Below are 16,921 nucleotides of genomic sequence, written 5' to 3'. Positions count from 1 at the left end.
ATGCAAATCAAGGATCAAGTCGTTCTCGTAACAGGTGGCAGCAGGGGTCTTGGGGCCGCAACGGCAAAAGCGTTCGCGAGAGAAGGAGCAAGCGTGGTCATCAATTATTTTCAAAGTGAGGGAAAAGCGAAGGAACTCGAAGGCCAGCTTGGAGAACGGGCCATTGCCATCCAGGCGGATGTGACGGATGCCGAACAGGTCCAATCCATGTTCAGGCGGGCGAAAGAGCACTTCGGCACGCCGGTCCATACCATCGTCAATAACGCCCTTGTCGATTTTAAATTTGACCCGATTGCCAATAAAGATGCATTCGCAGCCAGCTGGGAGGACTACCTTGCCCAGTTTGAAGGAGCGGTGCGCGGCAGCTTGAACACAATCCAGGCGGGCCTTCCGGACATGAAGGACATGAAGTTCGGGCGGGTCATCAATATTGGGACAAACCTGTTCCAGAATCCCGTTGTTCCTTACCATGACTACACAACCAGCAAAGCAGCGCTGCTGGGCTTCACGAGGAACATGGCAAGCGACCTTGGGAAATATGGGATCACTGTCAACATGGTTTCTGGCGGATTGTTAAGGACAACAGATGCAAGTAAGGCCACGTCTGAGGATGTATTCAAACTGATTGAATCCTCCACTCCGCTCCGGAAGGTCACTCAACCAGAGGAAGCGGCAGATACCGTTGTATTCTTTGCATCACCATGGGCAAGAGCGGTGACTGGGCAAAATCTTGTCGTCGATGGCGGCCTTGTCATGAATTAAAGAGGAGGAACAGGTATGGAAAAAGCATTTATTGGCGATATGTTGGAGAGAGTCCGCCGGCAGAATCCACTCGTGCATAACATTACGAACATTGTGGTCGCTAATTTTACTGCGAACGGCCTGCTGGCGCTGGGAGCAGCTCCAGTGATGGCAGATGCCATAGAGGAAGTCGCGGAAATGGCAGGGAAGGCAGGAAGCCTGGTAATCAACATAGGGACCCTGAAAGGGAAGGATGTTGAAGCAATGCTGGCTGCGGGAAAGGCAGCAAATGAGAAAGGCGTTCCCGTGGTGCTTGATCCAGTAGCGGCAGGTGCAACTGCCTACAGGACAGAGACCGCCAAAAAGCTATTGGAGAATCTGGAGATGGCGATTATCAGAGGGAACGCTGGCGAGATTGCCAACATTTCAGGGGAAAATTGGGTAGTTCGCGGAGTGGATGCAGGTGAGATCAAGGGCGACCCAATCGAACTTGCCGTCTCTGCTGCGCGAAAATTAAACACAGTTATTGCCATGACTGGCAAGGATGACATCATAACCGATGGTGAAACGATTTATGTTGTCCGCAATGGCCATCCGCTTTTAACGAAAGTTACAGGGGCAGGCTGTCTCCTCACCTCTGTGGTCGGGGCGTTTGTGGCTGTGGAAAAGGATTTCCTTAAAGCAGCGGCTGGAGCGGTCATTTCCTATGGAGTAATTGCTGACATTGCCGCTTCGAAAACCGCTGCTAAAGGACCGGGCAGCTTCCAGATTGAATTCTTGGATCATCTGTCACAGGTAGGTCCTGATGACATCGAAAAGCATAGTTCTTTTGAGGAGGTTAGATAGCATGAAAAAAGCATTGACGATTGCTGGATCGGACAGTGGCGGAGGTGCCGGGATCCAGGCAGACTTGAAAACGTTCCAGGAGCTTGAAGTATTTGGCATGTCAGCGCTCACCGCAGTTACGGCCCAGAATACGGTCGGAGTCCAGGGGGTTTTTCCATTGGAAGCAGAAGCGGTAGCCAGGCAAATCCAATCTGTCGGAGAGGATATCGGGGTTGATGCCTTGAAGACAGGCATGCTCTTCAATGCAGGGATCATTGAAGCAGTAGCAGGGAAAATAAAGCAGTTCGGCTGGGAGAATGTAGTGATCGATCCGGTGATGATCGCAAAGGGAGGATCGGCATTGCTTCAGAATGAGGCGGTCGCTGCCCTTAAAAAGTTCATGGTGCCTCTTTGCAACGTGATTACGCCAAATATCCCGGAGGCTGAAGTGCTGACAGGCATGAGCATCAACAATCCTACCGGGAAAAAGGAAGCAGCGAAAAGGCTGTATGACCAGGGGGCGAGGAACGTGGTCATCAAAGGAGGCCATGAGGATGATTTGCGCCAGTCGGTCGATCTGCTTTTCGACGGGCGTGATTTCTTTTTCTTTGAAAGTGAAAGGGTCAAAACAAAGAACACCCATGGGACCGGCTGTACATTTTCAGCAGCGATAACGGCCCAGCTTGCAAAAGGGTACTCGGTGTATGATGCTGTCTCTGTCGCGAAGGACTTCATCCAGGCAGCGATTGCCCACCCGATCGAAATCGGGAACGGCCACGGTCCGACCAATCATTGGGCTTATATGCGCGGTGTAGGAGCGGAAAGAGGGAGTCTGCAATGGAAAGAATAAGCCCTGACATGATGAGCGATTTGCTGAAGGTATATTTTATCACCGGCAGTGCCAATTGCCTGGATCGGCCGGAATCAGTTTTGAAACAAGCAATTGAGGGTGGGGTGACCCTTTTCCAATACCGTGAAAAAGGGGAAGGCTGTCTCGTAGGAGAAGCGAAACGGAACCTTGGAAAAAAGCTGCAGTTCATCTGCAAGGAGCATGGCGTGCCATTTATCGTCAATGACGACATTGAATTGGCAATGGAGCTTGATGCGGATGGTGTCCATATCGGGCAGGAGGATGAGGATGTTTTTACCGTCCGGGAAAAAATCGGCGCTAAAATCCTGGGTGTCTCTGTACACAACCGGGACGAAGCAGATCGGGCGAAACGGGCTGGCGCAGATTATTTCGGGGTTGGTCCTATTTATCCGACAGAAACGAAGAAGGATGCGCGAGCGGTGCAAGGGACATCCCTGGTCAAAGAGCTGAGCAGCAATGGAATCCCGATAGTCGGAATAGGAGGCATCAACAGGGAAAATGCAGCGGAAGTTATCCAGGCCGGAGCAGATGGCGTTTCTGTCATTACGGCGATCAGCAAGGAACGGAATGTCAGGCAAGCCGCTGCGGCAATCAGGGACAGCGTGTTCCTTATGAGGAAAGAAGGATGAACAGAACCCGCAAACTGACATTGACAGCCATGATGATGGCGATTGGCACATTGACCAGCCATATGCTGTTTATCCCGCTCGGCATTGTCAAAGCCTTCCCTGTGCAACATTTTCTCAATGTTCTATCGGCCGTACTGCTCGGCCCTTATTACGCTATCGTCCAGGCTCTTGGTGTTTCGCTCCTCAGGAATATGATGGGGACCGGGTCATTATTCGCCTTTCCGGGAAGTATGATCGGTGCGTTCTTTGCTGCCTGGTTGTACCGTAAAACGAAGAAGATTGGCTTTGCTGTCGCAGGGGAGGTAATTGGGACCGGGTTCATCGGTGCGCTGGCGAGCTATCCGCTAGCCGTGTTTTTACTCGGGAAAGATGCTGCGGTCTTCGGTTTCGTCCCCGCCTTCTTTGTCAGCTCACTGGCAGGGTCGGCAATCGGCTTTGTGATCCTCCAGGTTTTTATGAAAAATGCAGCCGGCAGAGTGGAAATCAATCAATAAAATATAAAAAATAGTTGAGTGATTGGAAAGAAGCAGAAGAATATGAAGTTTTCATTCTGGCAGGCTATGTCAAAGACCGGTATATGTTGGCTGGAATCTATGAGCAAGGACTGGCGTGGGAACATTCATGATACATCGAATCCGGGAATGATTTCATCCTGTTTTATCTGGCTGGAAAAGTTGGCAGAACTGCTATATCATAGAGACATATTTCCAGCTGAAAAGGGTGACATTTTTGAATAAAGATCAAAAGCTTGGTTTAGTAGTGGACGTTGAGACAACTGGATTGGGACCAGGTTCAGATGAAATCATAGAATTAGCGGTGAAGCTGTTTTCTTTTCAGGAAGAAACAGGAGAGATCCTTGATTTCATAGATGAGGATTCGTATTTAAGGGAACCTCTGTCAGCTGCTGCGCGAAGGAACTATGACAGGGCATACCAGATTCATGGAATTCCTTTTGATGCAGTGAGGGGACGGACATTCCAGGATGAGAAAATCATGGAGTTTTTCAACCGAACGGATGCTGTCTTTGCCCATAATGCTTCATTCGACCGGAGTTTTTTGTACCGCATGTACCCTGAGGTCAATGATTTGAAATGGTACTGCACCATGAAGAACGTCAAATGGAAGAACCACGGCTTTCCGAACAGCAAGCTTTTGACCCTGCTGCAAGCACATAATATCTCGGAATTCCAGACGCACAGGGCTATGGATGATATCACGTACCTGACTGAGCTGCTCAAGCTGCAAAATCCGAATGGGGAGCCATATTTAAAAGAAGTGCTTGAATATGGACCAATGCGAAGGTATCAGCCAGCAGAAAAACAGAGAAAAAGGATGTTCTACTGAACAATGAATGCCTTTTCACCCATGAGGATGGGTGGAAAGGCATTTTCATTTTAAGAAAATACTCATATTTGTATAGAAGCCCATTCATGATAGAATGGCTAAAGGAAATTTTATGAGAATAACAATTTTCGTGGGGGATTTTTGCGTTCATGATTTTGGATTGAGGAAAGAGCTTGATATCAAAGGGGTTCAGTGTGGATGGTTTAACCGTTGAGCTACTCTGTTTTCAGGGAACATTTTTGCATACATAACAATGGCTCTTCAGGAAATCGAACAAAAAGGGGAGACAGCATGAATACACAAGGAAATGAACTGCATCGCGGATTGGAGCAAAGGCATATTACACTTATGTCCCTGGGGGCAGCGATTGGGGTCGGCCTTTTCCTCGGATCAGCGTCGACCATCAAGCTGGCGGGACCAGGGATCTTGCTGGCATATGCTTTTAGCGGATTGATCATGTTCTTCATCATGAGGGCATTAGGGGAAATGGCGATCGAAAAACCAGTTGCGGGCTCCTTCAGCAAATATGCACGCGATTATCTCGGACCATTGGCAGGCTATATAACGGGCTGGAATTACTGGTTTCTCTGGATTGTAACCGGAATGGCGGAAATCACGGCAGTCGGCATCTACATGCAATTCTGGTTCCCGGATTCACCGAGGTGGATTTGGGCATTGGCCGCTTTGGCCATCATGGCCTCCATTAACTTCCTGGCAGTAAAAGCGTATGGTGAACTCGAATTCTGGTTTGCGCTGATTAAAATTGTCACGATTGTCGCTATGATTGTGTCTGGAGCAGGGATGATTTTTTTCGGGCTGGGGAATGGCGGCATCGCGACCGGTATCCAGAACCTGTGGGAGTATGGGGGATTTTTCCCGAATGGGTTCAAAGGGGTCTTGCTGTCCCTTCAGATGGTCATGTTCGCCTATCTGGGGATTGAAATGATCGGCATTACAGCAGGAGAGGTAAAGAATCCGCAAAAATCGCTGGCCAAAGCCATTGATTCGGTGTTCTGGCGGATCCTGATTTTTTATGTGGGAGCATTGTTCGTCATCATGTCCATCTATCCGTGGCAGGATATCGGCACGAAGGGAAGCCCGTTCGTCCTCACATTCGAGCAGCTTGGCATCCCTGCAGCCGCCGGAATCATCAATTTTGTCGTCCTGACCGCGGCATTATCCTCCTGCAACAGCGGGATTTTCAGCACCGCACGGATGCTGTTCAACCTTGCAAACCACGGCGAAGCGCCCGAGCAGTTCAGCAAGCTGACGAAGAACGGTGTACCGGGGCTAGCCATCCTTGCTTCTGCAGCCGCGCTCCTGATCGGGGTTGTCCTGAACTATTTCGTTCCTGCCAAGGTATTCGCATGGGTGACAAGCATCGCTACATTCGGGGCGATCTGGACATGGGGAATCATCCTGCTGTCTCAGCTCCGCTACCGAAAGAGCTTAAGGAAGGACCAGGTGAAGAAGCTGAAGTACAAGCTCCCGCTCTTCCCGTTCACTTCCTATTTATCGCTTGGATTCCTGGCGTTTATCATCGTCCTGATGGCATTCAGTCCCGATACAAGAGTGGCAGTGATTGTCGGTCCCGGGTGGCTGCTGTTTTTGATCGCCTTTTATTACGGGAAAGGATTCCATAAGCGGGCAAATGAAACAAACCTGTCTTCTGAAAAAGCGGGCTAAAACAAGATGGCTGTTCTCCAAAATGAGGGGAACAGCCATTTTTTATCTTTTTCGCAGAGATTGCTTCTTTCCTTAGAGGAGTTGGCATTCCAGCCGAAAAGCAATTCAAAGTACATAGTGATAGACACTAAGGAAATGGGCGAGGCTTCCAAGCATGATAAAGATGTGGAAGATTTCATGGAAGCCAAGATACTTGGATTGCAGGAACGCTGGTTTTAGCGCGTAAATGACACCGCCGATCGTATACATGATCCCGCCGGCAACAAGCCAGAAAATGCCGCCTGCATTCAAGACGGAAGAAAGCGGCGAAATAACGAAAATCACCATCCAGCCCATGATGATGTAAATGGAGGTGGAGAGCCACCTTGGGCTTTTGAACCAGACCATTTTGAAAAGAATCCCGGTTGCAGCGGCGCCAATGATAATTCCAAACAACGTCCATCCAGTCGCTCCATTAAGGCTGATCAGGCAAAAAGGTGTATAGGATCCGGCAATCAGCAAGAAAATCATTGAATGGTCGATCCTCCTCAGGAAAGCGATGACGCTCTCCTTGCTGATAACCATATGGTAAGTCGCAGAAGCAGTGTACAAAAGAATCATGCTGATGCCGAAAATCATCACCGCTGTGATGGCAAGTGGGGATCCTGTGGTGAGCGAAGCCTTGATGACAAGGGCGAGCAGCCCGACAAATGACAGCAAGGCACCGGCTAAATGGGTCAGTCCGTTGATCGGTTCACGAATATAAGTATTCATCAAACAACCTCCATATTCTATTATGTAGTTTATATAACTACTTGTTATGATATTATTGTACCGCCACATAGTCAATACTTGCGGGAGGAAAATTTTAAGATATAATAAAAGCAGGCTGATTGTTGTTTTGAAAACAGGTTTTATAGCGGACAATTCAGGATCAAGGAGAGCTCATCGTACGAAGGCGAGAGACTCCGCCTGGGAGGCGCACATCATACGGAAAGTGCGAAACCAATGCTTTACAAGCAGCCTAAAAGACTAAGATCGAGGGATTTGATTTGGAAAAAATAGAATACTTACTCGAGCAACTAGGTTTTGAAAACAACATCTCACTTGAAGACATTCCTGAAATCGACCTTTATATGGATCAGGTCATCCAGCTGTTCGAAAAAAAGTTTGGCAGCACGACAAGGAATGATGAGGAAAAAGTCCTGACAAAGACGATGATCAACAATTATGCGAAGGGGAAACTGTTCTTTCCAATTAAGAACAAGAAATATTCAAAGGAACATTTAATATTGATCAGCTTGATTTACCAGCTCAAGGGCGGCCTGTCCATCCAGGACATCAAGCAAACCCTCGCTGGAATAAACAGCCGGATAGCGGATGGCCAGTTTTCGCTGGATAGTTTTTATAGAAGCTATTTGAATCTGCATGAAAAAAATATCGCAATATTCACTGAGGACGTACTGCATGCATCAGGAGAAGTGAAACAAGAAGTGGAAAAGCTTGAGGCGGAAAATCCCGCTGAACTCGAGACCATTTTAATGATCGCATCTCTGGTCAATCTCAGCAATTTTTACAGGCGGACTGCCGAAAAGCTTGTTGATCAGCTGGCGGAAAAAAACCATAAAGGATGACGGATGTGTATTTAACAGTAAAAGAAGCATCAGAATACTTATCGATGCCGGAACATCAGATTGAAAAACTGATTTTTCAGGGGAAAATCAGGGCTATCCATGATGGAAGCCAGTACTTGCTATATAAAGATCAATTCAATACCCATTTGAAACAGCTGGAGAAATACAAAAAACTCGTGGAAGAAATATTGAGTGAACCAGTTCCCGAGGATATTGACATCAAGGATGAAGATTAAAAAAACGCGAATGGGCAGATCCCTTCGCGTTTTTGCTTTCGTCCAAGTCACGTACTTGTGGCAGGCCGGAATGGTTCCTTCACTTTCTTCACTTCGTTAGTGCCATTATGCTTCAACGGCAATTGGACAAGGACCTCCGTGCCTTTTTCTGGCTCGCTGTTGAATTTAATGGTGCCATTATGGGATTGGACAATCTTGAAGCTGACAGTCATCCCAAGCCCGGTTCCTTTTTCTTTTGAAGAATAAAAAGGTTCGCCAATCCGTTCCATGAGTTCCTTGGACATTCCGCAGCCTTCATCCTTAATCTTCACATTTACCTGATTATCAGATCTTTGGACAGTGATCTGGACTACATCTCCCGATTCCGAAGCTTCGATTGCATTCTTGACGACATTGATGAAAAGCTGCTTCAGCTGGTTTGGTTCGCATTCAACCATCACAGAACGATCCAGGGCCTCAAACTCGATTTGGATGTTATGCATGCTTGCTTCCGGGGTCAGCAGGGATATGACATTGTATAAAATGAGCTGCAAGTCAGCTTTGATGAACTTTACTTGCTGCGGCTTTGCCAGCAGCAGGAGCTCACTGACAATGTGGTTAATGCGGTTCAGCTCCTCAAGCATGATCTGGTAATACATCTGATGCTTCTTATCTTCCATTTGCAGCAGCTGGACCAGTCCTTTCAGCGAGGTCAACGGGTTGCGGATTTCATGAGCCACGCTGGCCGACAGTTCGCCAACGACTGAGAGCTTGTCCGTCCTCCGCAAGTGTTCCTCTGTTTGCCGCAGTTCCGTTACATCCCTGGCATAGCAAATGATTCCAGCTATCTTCTCATTGACGATGATTGGCAAGGAAGTTGTCTGCAGGATCAGCTTATTTCCATTCTTATGGGGAATCTCGTATTCATACATTTGCGGAACCTGGCCGGAAATGACCTTCATCAGCTTCTCCCAGATCAGCTCGCGCGAATGAGGAGGCAATAACTCTTTTATGCTCCGTCCAATGTATTTCTGCGGATTGTAGCCCGTGGTTTTATGGAATTGAGGGTTCAGATTCGTGATGATCCCATCTAGGTCGAGCATCGAAACAATATCGGGACTGTATTCGAACAGGGATCGATATTGCTGGCGGCTCTCCTCGAGCAATGTCTCAATGTTCTTTCTTTCGGTAATATCCCTTCCCATGATGACCAGGCCCCGTCTGCTGCCATCGGCGTTGAATAAAGGTACTTTGATCGTATCGAATGTTTTTGTGGTGCCATCCTTCTGGGGAAGGGCCTCCTCGACACGGATGATTTCTCCTGCTCTCCATGCTTTTTCGTCGGAAATTTCGCAAAATCTCAGGGCGTCCCCATAATATGGACTGTATTTGGCTAATTCCGAGTCTTTCTTGCCTCGATAGTCAACGCTCTCAAGATCGAACAGCTTCAAGCCAAAGTGATTTGCCTCAATCCACCGGCCTTCACCATCCTTGAAATTGACAAAGTCAACCATTGAATTGATTAAGGTAGATAGGCGCATTTTCTCTTCCCTTGAAGTATTCAATTCCTCCATTTTTGAAATGAAATAATAGAAAAACCACCCTGCCATCAAGACATAAAATACTTCTTTAGAGTGTTCTATGATCATCATGTAACGAGAAGGGGCATATAAATGCACCAGATAGTTTGTCAAAAATATCCAAACTATGCTGAGAATAAAAAAGATCAAGACGTATTTCTTCTTTTTCATGAATCGTACTCCTAAATCGGCTTCCAAGTCTGGACAAAAGTTGAATTACTTTATATATATTAGCACAGTTCAAATGCTAAAGCTGTTGTATTTACCTTCCCGGTCCTGGGTAAATATATCCAAACTGAAACAGGACCCAGACTTGCAGGCCCTGTTTATTCACTGGCTTTAAAACCCTCCGTCAGTGGGACTGAAAGGAATGTTCAGGCGAGTTTCGACGGCACGAAGACGCTGGTTCAGCCTATTCAGGCGGCGGGTATGTTTCTCATCATTTTCATTCAATCTGTTGATTTCCTGATTGATCCGGCCGATTTCCCTGTTCAGCCGCTTGATTTCCTCGTTCAAGCGTCCTATTTCCCTGTTTTGCCTGTTCAATTCTCTTGCCTGCTGTTCATTTTGGCGTTCAAGGGCGCCAATCCTTCTTTCCAATCCCTGTTGCCGATAAGGATCATTGATGTCCGGATGCTGGGAGTGGAAATCGTATTGAGTATAAGGATCAAACTGTCGAGGGCTGTAATAATACGGATATGTGTTCATTCGGGTACACTCCTTCTTTTATCTGATCCACCGTGAAGCTAGGCGGATGAATCCCTTATAAAATATGTGGTTGAATGCAGATTGCCACGGCTATCGCCCAGGGACAGGACCGGATAAAGGAAAGAGCAGAGGGTATGCAGAATACTTTATTGGAGGTGAAAGGAATGGGAATGTCTGGTTATTATCAGGAACTCAGGTCCATGGTTGGCGGGGATTTGATTTTCATGCCAAGCGTAGCAGGGATCATAAAGAATAGGGAGGGAGAAATCCTCTTCCAAAATAAAGGAACTGGAGAGAAATGGAGCCTGCCAGCTGGAGCGATTGAACCTGGGGAAGCCCCAGCAGAAGCGGTTGTCCGGGAAGTATGGGAAGAGACAGGATTACAGGTCGTTCCTGTAAAACTTTTAGGTGTGTTCGGCGGCAGGGACTTCCGCTATCAATATCCAAATGGCCATAAGGTTGAGTACATCGTGTTTGTTTTCGAGTGTCATGTGAAAGGCGGGGAACTTGCCCCAATTGATGAGGAAACCGCCGAATTGTGTTATTTTAGCGAACAAGGAATGCCGGAACTGGCTCTGCCATACCCGAAATCCGTTTTCGGGGACGGAAGTGGCAGCACATTCTTTCAGTGGGATGAAGAGTGGGTAACAAGGGGAAAGAACTATGATTTTTAAGATTGTAGCTGCCTTGTTTCGCAAGATGAGAGAACGAGTATATTTATTTGGAGAAAGAGGCTGCTTATAGCTAGAGAATTTTTGGTAAGAAGAGCCTGGGCGAGGTAAAAGAGCGCGGTGATAATCGCGCTCTTTGTTATCAGCAGCTGAAGTTTGGGCATACAGACCTTTTTCATGTGTTTTTAAACAGCTTGTGCCTCATCTCCTTCCGCATCATCACTGTTTCAGGGTAATTCCTAAATCCTTTTATCAGACGGCAGCAATCGGGTCAAAACCAACAAATCCTACTTTTATCACGGAAAAACCTCGCTATATAAATTATTTTAAAAATTTTCAGTTTGATAAAAAGAAGTTTCAATTGGTCGAATGATAGGCGTTTACCATTATAAATAGTGTCGAAGATTGCTATTTATCCATTAAATTTGTGGAGAAAATTAATAGTTTGGAATATTGTAAAAATATTACCTGGTTGGTAAAATAATATAGTACTAAATTTTCTGAAAAAAATATAGGAGAGGGGTAATGAATTGAAGAAGAAATTAGGTCTTAAGGTCCTTTCAACCATTACGATGACCGCCATGCTAGCCAGCACACTTGCATTTGCCTCCAATGGCCCGTCAACAGCTAACGCTGTGGAAAAGGCAAGTTACCAGTCCGTGGGCGGGGCGCCAATTGATCTAGGCATCGCGAATGACGAAAGATTGATTGAAATGCTTAGGAAGAATGGCACCATCACGAAAAATGCCACTCCAGCTGAAGCAGAAAAGGCATTACAGAAGTATCTGCAAAGAAAAGCATCAGGGGCTTCAAAAGAGCCGGGGGAACTACATAAACATGAAAAAGAGCTGGCCGGTACATTGAAAGAAAAGCTTGATGACACCGGGCTGGTTAACGGAAAAGGAATGAAGAATGGGCATACGAAAAACAATAAGGTTGAACCATTAGCGGAAGAAACCTGGAATGGCGGGCAGCGGAAGGACAATGTTCTTGTCCTGCTGATCGAATACCCTGATTTTCCGGCGACCAATATAAAGCAAGGCGAAACAGACATGTACTATGATGAATACTTGAAAGAACACTATGAAAATATGGTTTTTGGCGATAATGGCTATACAGGTCCGAACGGAGAAAACCTAGTATCAGTCAAACAATATTACGAGCAGCAATCCGGCGGCAGCTACACTATTGATGGACAAGTTGCAGGATGGTACAAGGCTTCAAAACCGGCGGCGTATTACGGAGGGAATGTCCCGGATCCGGACGGAAATGACGCCAAGCCGCGATCTCTAGTGTATGAAGCCCTGTTGGCAGCAGCAAAGGATCCATCCGTAAATCTCAAGGAATTCGACCAGGAAGACCGTTATGACCTGGACAGCGATGGAAATTACCGTGAACCGGATGGCTTGATCGACCATCTGATGGTTGTCCATTCTTCAGTTGGGGAAGAGGCTGGCGGCGGTTCACTTGGCGGCGATGCCATCTGGTCACACCGCTGGAACCTCGGCGGGATAGCGCCTATTACCGGATCGCCAGCACCAGAGGTTGATTATTGGGGAGCGGGAACTATGTACGCCTACGACTACACGATCGAACCTGCAGATGGCGCAGCTGGTGTGTTCGCGCATGAATATGGACATGACTTAGGCCTTCCTGATGAATACGACACGATTTACAGCGGTGCCGGTGAGGCAGTAGCTTACTGGTCGGTCATGGCGAGCGGAAGCTGGGCAGGAAAGGTTCCTGGTACAGAACCGACAGGCTTCAGCCCATATGCAAGAGAGTTCCTGCATGCCTCGATGCCAGGAAGCAATTGGCTGACAGGTACGACGCTCCATGCTGATGATGTTACTAGCAAGGGCCAGGAGATTTTGCTTGACCAGGCAAACAGTAAAGGCAAGAACAATGATGCTGTGAAAATAGAACTTCCAGATAAAGTGAATATCATTAACACGCCGAAAGAAGGAAAGTTTGAGTACCACAGTGGCCGAGGCGATGAAATGGATCACCAGATGGTGACCGAAGTCGATTTGACGAATGTCTCAAAAGCAACTTTGGATTTCGATGCTTGGTATGACATCGAAGAAGGATGGGACTATGCGATGGTCCAGGTTTCAAAAGATGGAGGAGCTACCTGGAAGTCGCTGGCGACCCCTAATACAAGCTCTTCGATTTCGCCAGATGGGTATCCAGCGATTATCCCGAACCTTCCTGGATATACAGGCACAAGCAATGGCTGGATCCATGAAACAATCGATTTAAGCGAGTATGCCGGCCAAAAAATCCAGCTGCAGTTCCGTTATATGACAGACTGGGCTACAAACCTGAACGGGTTCTTCGTCGATAATGTGAAAGTAACAGCCGACGGCAATGTTGTATTATCCGATGGGGCGGAAGCAGACTCCAGCTTTGCGCTTAATGGTTTTGAAAAGCATGAAGGGAAAACGACAACTTCCCACCATTACCTATTGGAATGGAGATCGCATAACGGCGTAGACGAAGGCTTGAAAAACATCCGCCGCGGCGCAAGCTTGATGACCTATGATTCTGGACTTGTCGTCTGGTATGTGGATGACTCGTATGACAACAACTGGACAGGAGTCCACCCTGGTGAAGGTTACCTGGGAGTGGTCGATGCAGACCAGACAATCAACAGATGGAGCGATGGCGCGGTTGGCTCAACTCGCTACCAGCTCCATGATGCTGCATTCAATCAAGGAAAGACTGAAACGATGTTCCTGGATTACTCCAATATCCTGGGGATCACAATGAAAGACAACACAACCCAAAGGACACCGATTTTTGATGACAGTGCAAAGTATCTCTCACCAGTATTGCCTGATGCAGGCCGCAACGTTCCTAACTATGGCCTGAAATTCAGGGTGGTCGGACAGAGTGAGGATGGAACGGTTGGTAAGGTATTGATTTTCAAATAATGAAAAGGAGCGCTGCCGATTTGCTGGCAGCGCTCCCTTATTTTGCTTCGGTTTACAGTGAGCCACCTTTAAGGTTAGCCAAGATCAGGCTGGAAACCGATCAATTTCGCCTTTTTATCCGCTTTAGGGTCAGTATCAGGAAAGGGAATGACGGAAGCAATATAATCCCACCGTATCAGGAAGTGCGTTTTGCAGGTTTCTTCCACCTGGTCTTCAGCCGGAATTGCCGTGCCGTCTTCTTTTTGCACCGGCGTACGCTTGTAGCATGGATTCTCAACCCAAATCCCCATGCTCTCAGCATTGACCAATTTCACAAGATACCATTCGCTAGGCTGATAGATTCCTGTCACCTCGCCAACCATATTATCAGGGAAATTCTTGAACTTGACTTGGATCTTTTGATTTAGGTACGCGTCTAAAAACATGGCCATTCTCCTTTCGAAAAAACTTGCCTATTTTACCTCCTTCCTTTTTGAGCAAGTTTTAAACATGGAAAGGAGCTCTTAAAGAAACAGCACCATCAATTCCTCATCAAAATATGTATCCCCAACGCGCAATGCTTTTTTATCCAGTCCGTACACTTCAAAACCAATGGAGGAGTATAGGCGCTTTGCCGGTTCATTGCTGGCAACGACCGTAAGATAAATTCGCTCAATCTCCTCAAGTTTTCTTGCTTGGCTGACCACAGTCTCAACAAGCTGCTTTCCGGCCCCCTTGCCCCGAGTTTCCGGTTTGACATACATCGCGTATATATTAGCGCGGTGCTTCATTTTCATTTTTCCTTCAGGCACCAGCGTCACCACACCGACCAGTTCAGGCCCATCAAACGCACCATATGTAAAAGTATTCTCCGCCTGCAGCCTGTCACGGAACCTTTCGAGTGTGTAGCCTTTTTCTTCCTCATAGCTTGATCCGAAAGCTTCGGGATTTTGTTGTAAGCCATCTAGCCGGATTGCCCGGTAAATGTCGGCATCCTGGCCGCTTAATCTTCTGATTTCCAATGCCTTCCCCCCTGAAAATTTGATTGACTACTATAATTCTTTATTTAAGTGATGAATTCCTTTAATTTTTGCAAAGAGCAGGCATGGATGGAAGATTGGAAGAGAGGATTCCCTTAAAATCACGTAAGATAATCCCCACCAGAAAAATAAACCCGGTTAGAGAGAATATAATCAATTCAAATTATCCCAGTTGGAGCAAAATGAACGTTAGTCCATTCCCAGCAGCAAACCAGCACCCCATAAAGAATCCCCGGATTGGAGTCCGGGGATTTTTTTACCTATCTTACTTCAGTTTAAACGAGCTCTTCAGCGACACGATTCTGTTGAAGACTAGTTTGTCTTCGGTTGTGTGCTTTGGATCGACGTTAAAGTACCCATGGCGGAAGAATTGGAACTTGTCATGGGGCTTGACGTCTTTCATGTTTGGCTCGATATAGCCGCTCAGGATTTCCAGTGATTTTTCGTTTACATAGTCCAGGAAGGTTTTTCCTTCTGCTTCCTCTGCTTCATTTTCTTCGCTGTCGAGGATCAGTGGCTCATACAGGCGGAATTCAGCAGGGATAGCGTGAGAAGCATCGACCCAGTGCAGCGTGCCTTTTACTTTGCGGCCAGTGAAGCCTGAGCCAGATTTCGTTTCCGGGTCATATGTGCAGTGAAGCTCCACAACATTACCATTTTCATCCTTGATGACTTCGTTGCATTTGATGAAGTATGCGTGCTTCAGACGGACCTCGTTTCCAGGGAAGAGGCGGAAGTACTTGGCCGGCGGGTTTTCCATGAAATCATCTTGCTCAACATAAATTTCGCGGGAAAATGGGATTTTCCGCTTGCCCATTTCCGGATTCTCAGGGTTGATTTCAGCATCAAGCCATTCCACTTCGCCTTCAGGGTAGTTGGTGATGACAACTTTCAATGGACGGAGCACGCCCATTGTCCGAGGCGCTTTCAGCTTGAGGTCTTCACGGACAAAATGCTCAAGCATTTGCTCATCGACAACCGAATATCCCTTTGAGACCCCGGCTGCTTTCACGAATTCACGGATCGCCTCAGGTGTGAAGCCACGTCTTCGCAATCCAGAAATCGTCGGCAGGCGCGGGTCATCCCATCCATCGACATAACCATCTTCCACAAGCTGCTTCAGTTTCCGTTTGCTCATCACCGTATTTGTCAGGTTCAGGCGGCTGAATTCGATTTGCTGCGGCTTCTCTTCCATCTCGCATTCGCGGACAACCCAGTCATAAAGCGGGCGCTGGTCCTCGAATTCGGTTGTGCACAAACTGTGGGTAACACCCTCGATCGCATCCTCAATCGGGTGGGCGAAGGCATACATTGGGTAGATGCACCACTTGTCGCCTGTGTTATGGTGTGTTGCATGGGCGATGCGGTAAATGACTGGGTCACGGAGATTGATGTTAGGTGACGCCATGTCAATCTTTGCGCGCAACACCTTTTCGCCATTTCCGAAATCACAATTGCGCATCCGTTCGAACAAGTCCAGGTTTTCATCGACAGAGCGGTTGCGGTACGGACTTTCTTTTCCTGGTTCGGACAAGGTGCCGCGGTATTCGCGGATTTCATCGGCTGATAAGTCGTCCACATAGGCTTTGCCTTTTTTGATCAAAAGGACAGCACGGCTGTACATCTCCTCGAAATAATCAGATGCGAAAAACAGACCGTCCCACTCGTATCCAAGCCATTCAACATCTTCTTTGATCGATTCAACGAATTCCTTATCCTCCTTCAATGGATTCGTGTCATCGAAACGAAGGTTTGTCTTTCCGCCGAATTCATCGGCAAGGCCGAAGTTGATGATGATGGATTTTGCGTGCCCAATATGCAGGTAACCGTTCGGTTCAGGAGGGAAACGGGTTACAACTTTGTCACGCTTGCCGCTTTCAAGGTCTTCTTTAATGATCGTTTTTATAAAATTAGAGTTTTCTTCCAATTCATATCAGCCTTTCTCTTGATCAGTCTCATTGTATTTATTTTAATGATTTCTTAAAGATATTTCCACTGAACTCTATAGTAATAAGAAAGAAGCCGAAAAACAAGAGCGGACAGGACAGGAATGCAAAAAAGGCGCCTGTTGGACAGGCGCCCT

General features: G+C 47.2%; 17 protein-coding genes. 11 read left to right on the top strand and 6 right to left on the bottom strand.

Annotated elements, in window-relative coordinates; genetic code table 11:
* The 7 genes from JJQ88_RS01735 (at window position 1) to JJQ88_RS01705 (ending at window position 6,096) form a co-directional block, all read left to right on the top strand.
* Window positions 1-762, top strand: coding sequence for a 3-oxoacyl-ACP reductase (locus JJQ88_RS01735; protein WP_210364016.1), 762 nt, complete (start codon window positions 1-3; stop codon window positions 760-762).
* A gap of 15 nt (window positions 763-777) precedes the next feature.
* Window positions 778-1,587 carry a hydroxyethylthiazole kinase gene (gene thiM / locus JJQ88_RS01730; protein ID WP_210364015.1) on the top strand — a complete coding sequence of 270 codons (810 nt, stop codon included), beginning with the start codon at window positions 778-780 and terminating at the stop codon, window positions 1,585-1,587.
* Between the two features lies 1 nt (window position 1,588).
* Window positions 1,589-2,416, top strand: a complete 828-nt coding sequence (gene thiD, locus JJQ88_RS01725) for a bifunctional hydroxymethylpyrimidine kinase/phosphomethylpyrimidine kinase (protein WP_210364014.1) — start codon at window positions 1,589-1,591, stop codon at window positions 2,414-2,416.
* Window positions 2,404-3,066 carry a thiamine phosphate synthase gene (gene thiE, locus JJQ88_RS01720; protein ID WP_210364013.1) on the top strand — a complete coding sequence of 221 codons (663 nt, stop codon included), beginning with the start codon at window positions 2,404-2,406 and terminating at the stop codon, window positions 3,064-3,066. Before thiD ends, thiE begins: the two co-directional genes overlap by 13 nt.
* Window positions 3,063-3,560, top strand: coding sequence for an energy coupling factor transporter S component ThiW (thiW, locus tag JJQ88_RS01715; RefSeq protein ID WP_210364012.1), 498 nt, complete (start codon window positions 3,063-3,065; stop codon window positions 3,558-3,560). Before thiE ends, thiW begins: the two co-directional genes overlap by 4 nt.
* Before the next feature lie 235 nt (window positions 3,561-3,795).
* On the top strand, window positions 3,796-4,410 hold the full coding sequence (locus JJQ88_RS01710; RefSeq protein WP_210364011.1) for an exonuclease domain-containing protein: 615 nt from the start codon (window positions 3,796-3,798) through the stop codon (window positions 4,408-4,410).
* A gap of 291 nt (window positions 4,411-4,701) precedes the next feature.
* Window positions 4,702-6,096 (top strand): amino acid permease, encoded by a 1,395-nt coding sequence (locus JJQ88_RS01705; RefSeq protein WP_210364010.1) that lies wholly within the window; start codon window positions 4,702-4,704, stop codon window positions 6,094-6,096.
* A gap of 105 nt (window positions 6,097-6,201) precedes the next feature.
* Here JJQ88_RS01705 and trhA read toward each other — a convergent pair whose 3' ends face one another.
* Entirely contained in the window at window positions 6,202-6,849 is a 648-nt protein-coding gene (gene trhA, locus JJQ88_RS01700; protein ID WP_210364009.1) for a PAQR family membrane homeostasis protein TrhA, read from the bottom strand.
* Between the two features lie 278 nt (window positions 6,850-7,127).
* Here trhA and JJQ88_RS01695 point away from each other — a divergent pair, with 278 nt between their 5' ends.
* Together JJQ88_RS01695 and JJQ88_RS01690 are read left to right on the top strand one after the other, a co-directional pair.
* Entirely contained in the window at window positions 7,128-7,709 is a 582-nt protein-coding gene (locus JJQ88_RS01695; protein ID WP_210364008.1) for a DUF1836 domain-containing protein, read from the top strand.
* Entirely contained in the window at window positions 7,706-7,945 is a 240-nt protein-coding gene (locus JJQ88_RS01690; protein WP_210364007.1) for an excisionase family DNA-binding protein, read from the top strand. Before JJQ88_RS01695 ends, JJQ88_RS01690 begins: the two co-directional genes overlap by 4 nt.
* Window positions 7,946-7,992: 47 nt before the next feature.
* Here JJQ88_RS01690 and JJQ88_RS01685 read toward each other — a convergent pair whose 3' ends face one another.
* Window positions 7,993-9,675: a PAS domain-containing sensor histidine kinase gene (locus JJQ88_RS01685; RefSeq protein WP_210364006.1), complete on the bottom strand. Its 1,683-nt coding sequence runs from the start codon at window positions 9,673-9,675 to the stop codon at window positions 7,993-7,995.
* 168 nt (window positions 9,676-9,843) lie between these two features.
* A complete protein-coding gene (locus JJQ88_RS01680; RefSeq protein WP_210364005.1) occupies window positions 9,844-10,212 on the bottom strand; it encodes a coiled-coil domain-containing protein in 369 nt (122 codons plus the stop codon).
* A gap of 164 nt (window positions 10,213-10,376) precedes the next feature.
* On the opposite strand from JJQ88_RS01680, the gene JJQ88_RS01675 reads away from it, so the two are divergent.
* Both JJQ88_RS01675 and JJQ88_RS01670 read left to right on the top strand, forming a co-directional pair.
* On the top strand, window positions 10,377-10,886 hold the full coding sequence (locus tag JJQ88_RS01675; protein ID WP_210364230.1) for an NUDIX hydrolase: 510 nt from the start codon (window positions 10,377-10,379) through the stop codon (window positions 10,884-10,886).
* Between the two features lie 527 nt (window positions 10,887-11,413).
* Window positions 11,414-13,819 carry an immune inhibitor A domain-containing protein gene (locus tag JJQ88_RS01670; RefSeq protein WP_481748266.1) on the top strand — a complete coding sequence of 802 codons (2,406 nt, stop codon included), beginning with the start codon at window positions 11,414-11,416 and terminating at the stop codon, window positions 13,817-13,819.
* A 74-nt stretch (window positions 13,820-13,893) separates the two neighbouring features.
* Here JJQ88_RS01670 and JJQ88_RS01665 read toward each other — a convergent pair whose 3' ends face one another.
* The 3 genes from JJQ88_RS01665 to JJQ88_RS01655 form a co-directional block, all read right to left on the bottom strand.
* Entirely contained in the window at window positions 13,894-14,244 is a 351-nt protein-coding gene (locus JJQ88_RS01665; RefSeq protein ID WP_210364004.1) for a hypothetical protein, read from the bottom strand.
* 78 nt (window positions 14,245-14,322) lie between these two features.
* Entirely contained in the window at window positions 14,323-14,820 is a 498-nt protein-coding gene (locus JJQ88_RS01660; protein WP_210364003.1) for a GNAT family N-acetyltransferase, read from the bottom strand.
* Between the two features lie 283 nt (window positions 14,821-15,103).
* Window positions 15,104-16,765 carry a glutamine--tRNA ligase/YqeY domain fusion protein gene (locus JJQ88_RS01655; RefSeq protein ID WP_210364002.1) on the bottom strand — a complete coding sequence of 554 codons (1,662 nt, stop codon included), beginning with the start codon at window positions 16,763-16,765 and terminating at the stop codon, window positions 15,104-15,106.
* Window positions 16,766-16,921: the final 156 nt, after the last annotated feature.

The organism is Bacillus sp. REN3, assembly GCF_017912555.1.
Lineage (GTDB): Bacteria > Bacillota > Bacilli > Bacillales > Cytobacillaceae > Mesobacillus.
This window is presented reverse-complemented; position numbering and strand designations above follow the sequence as displayed.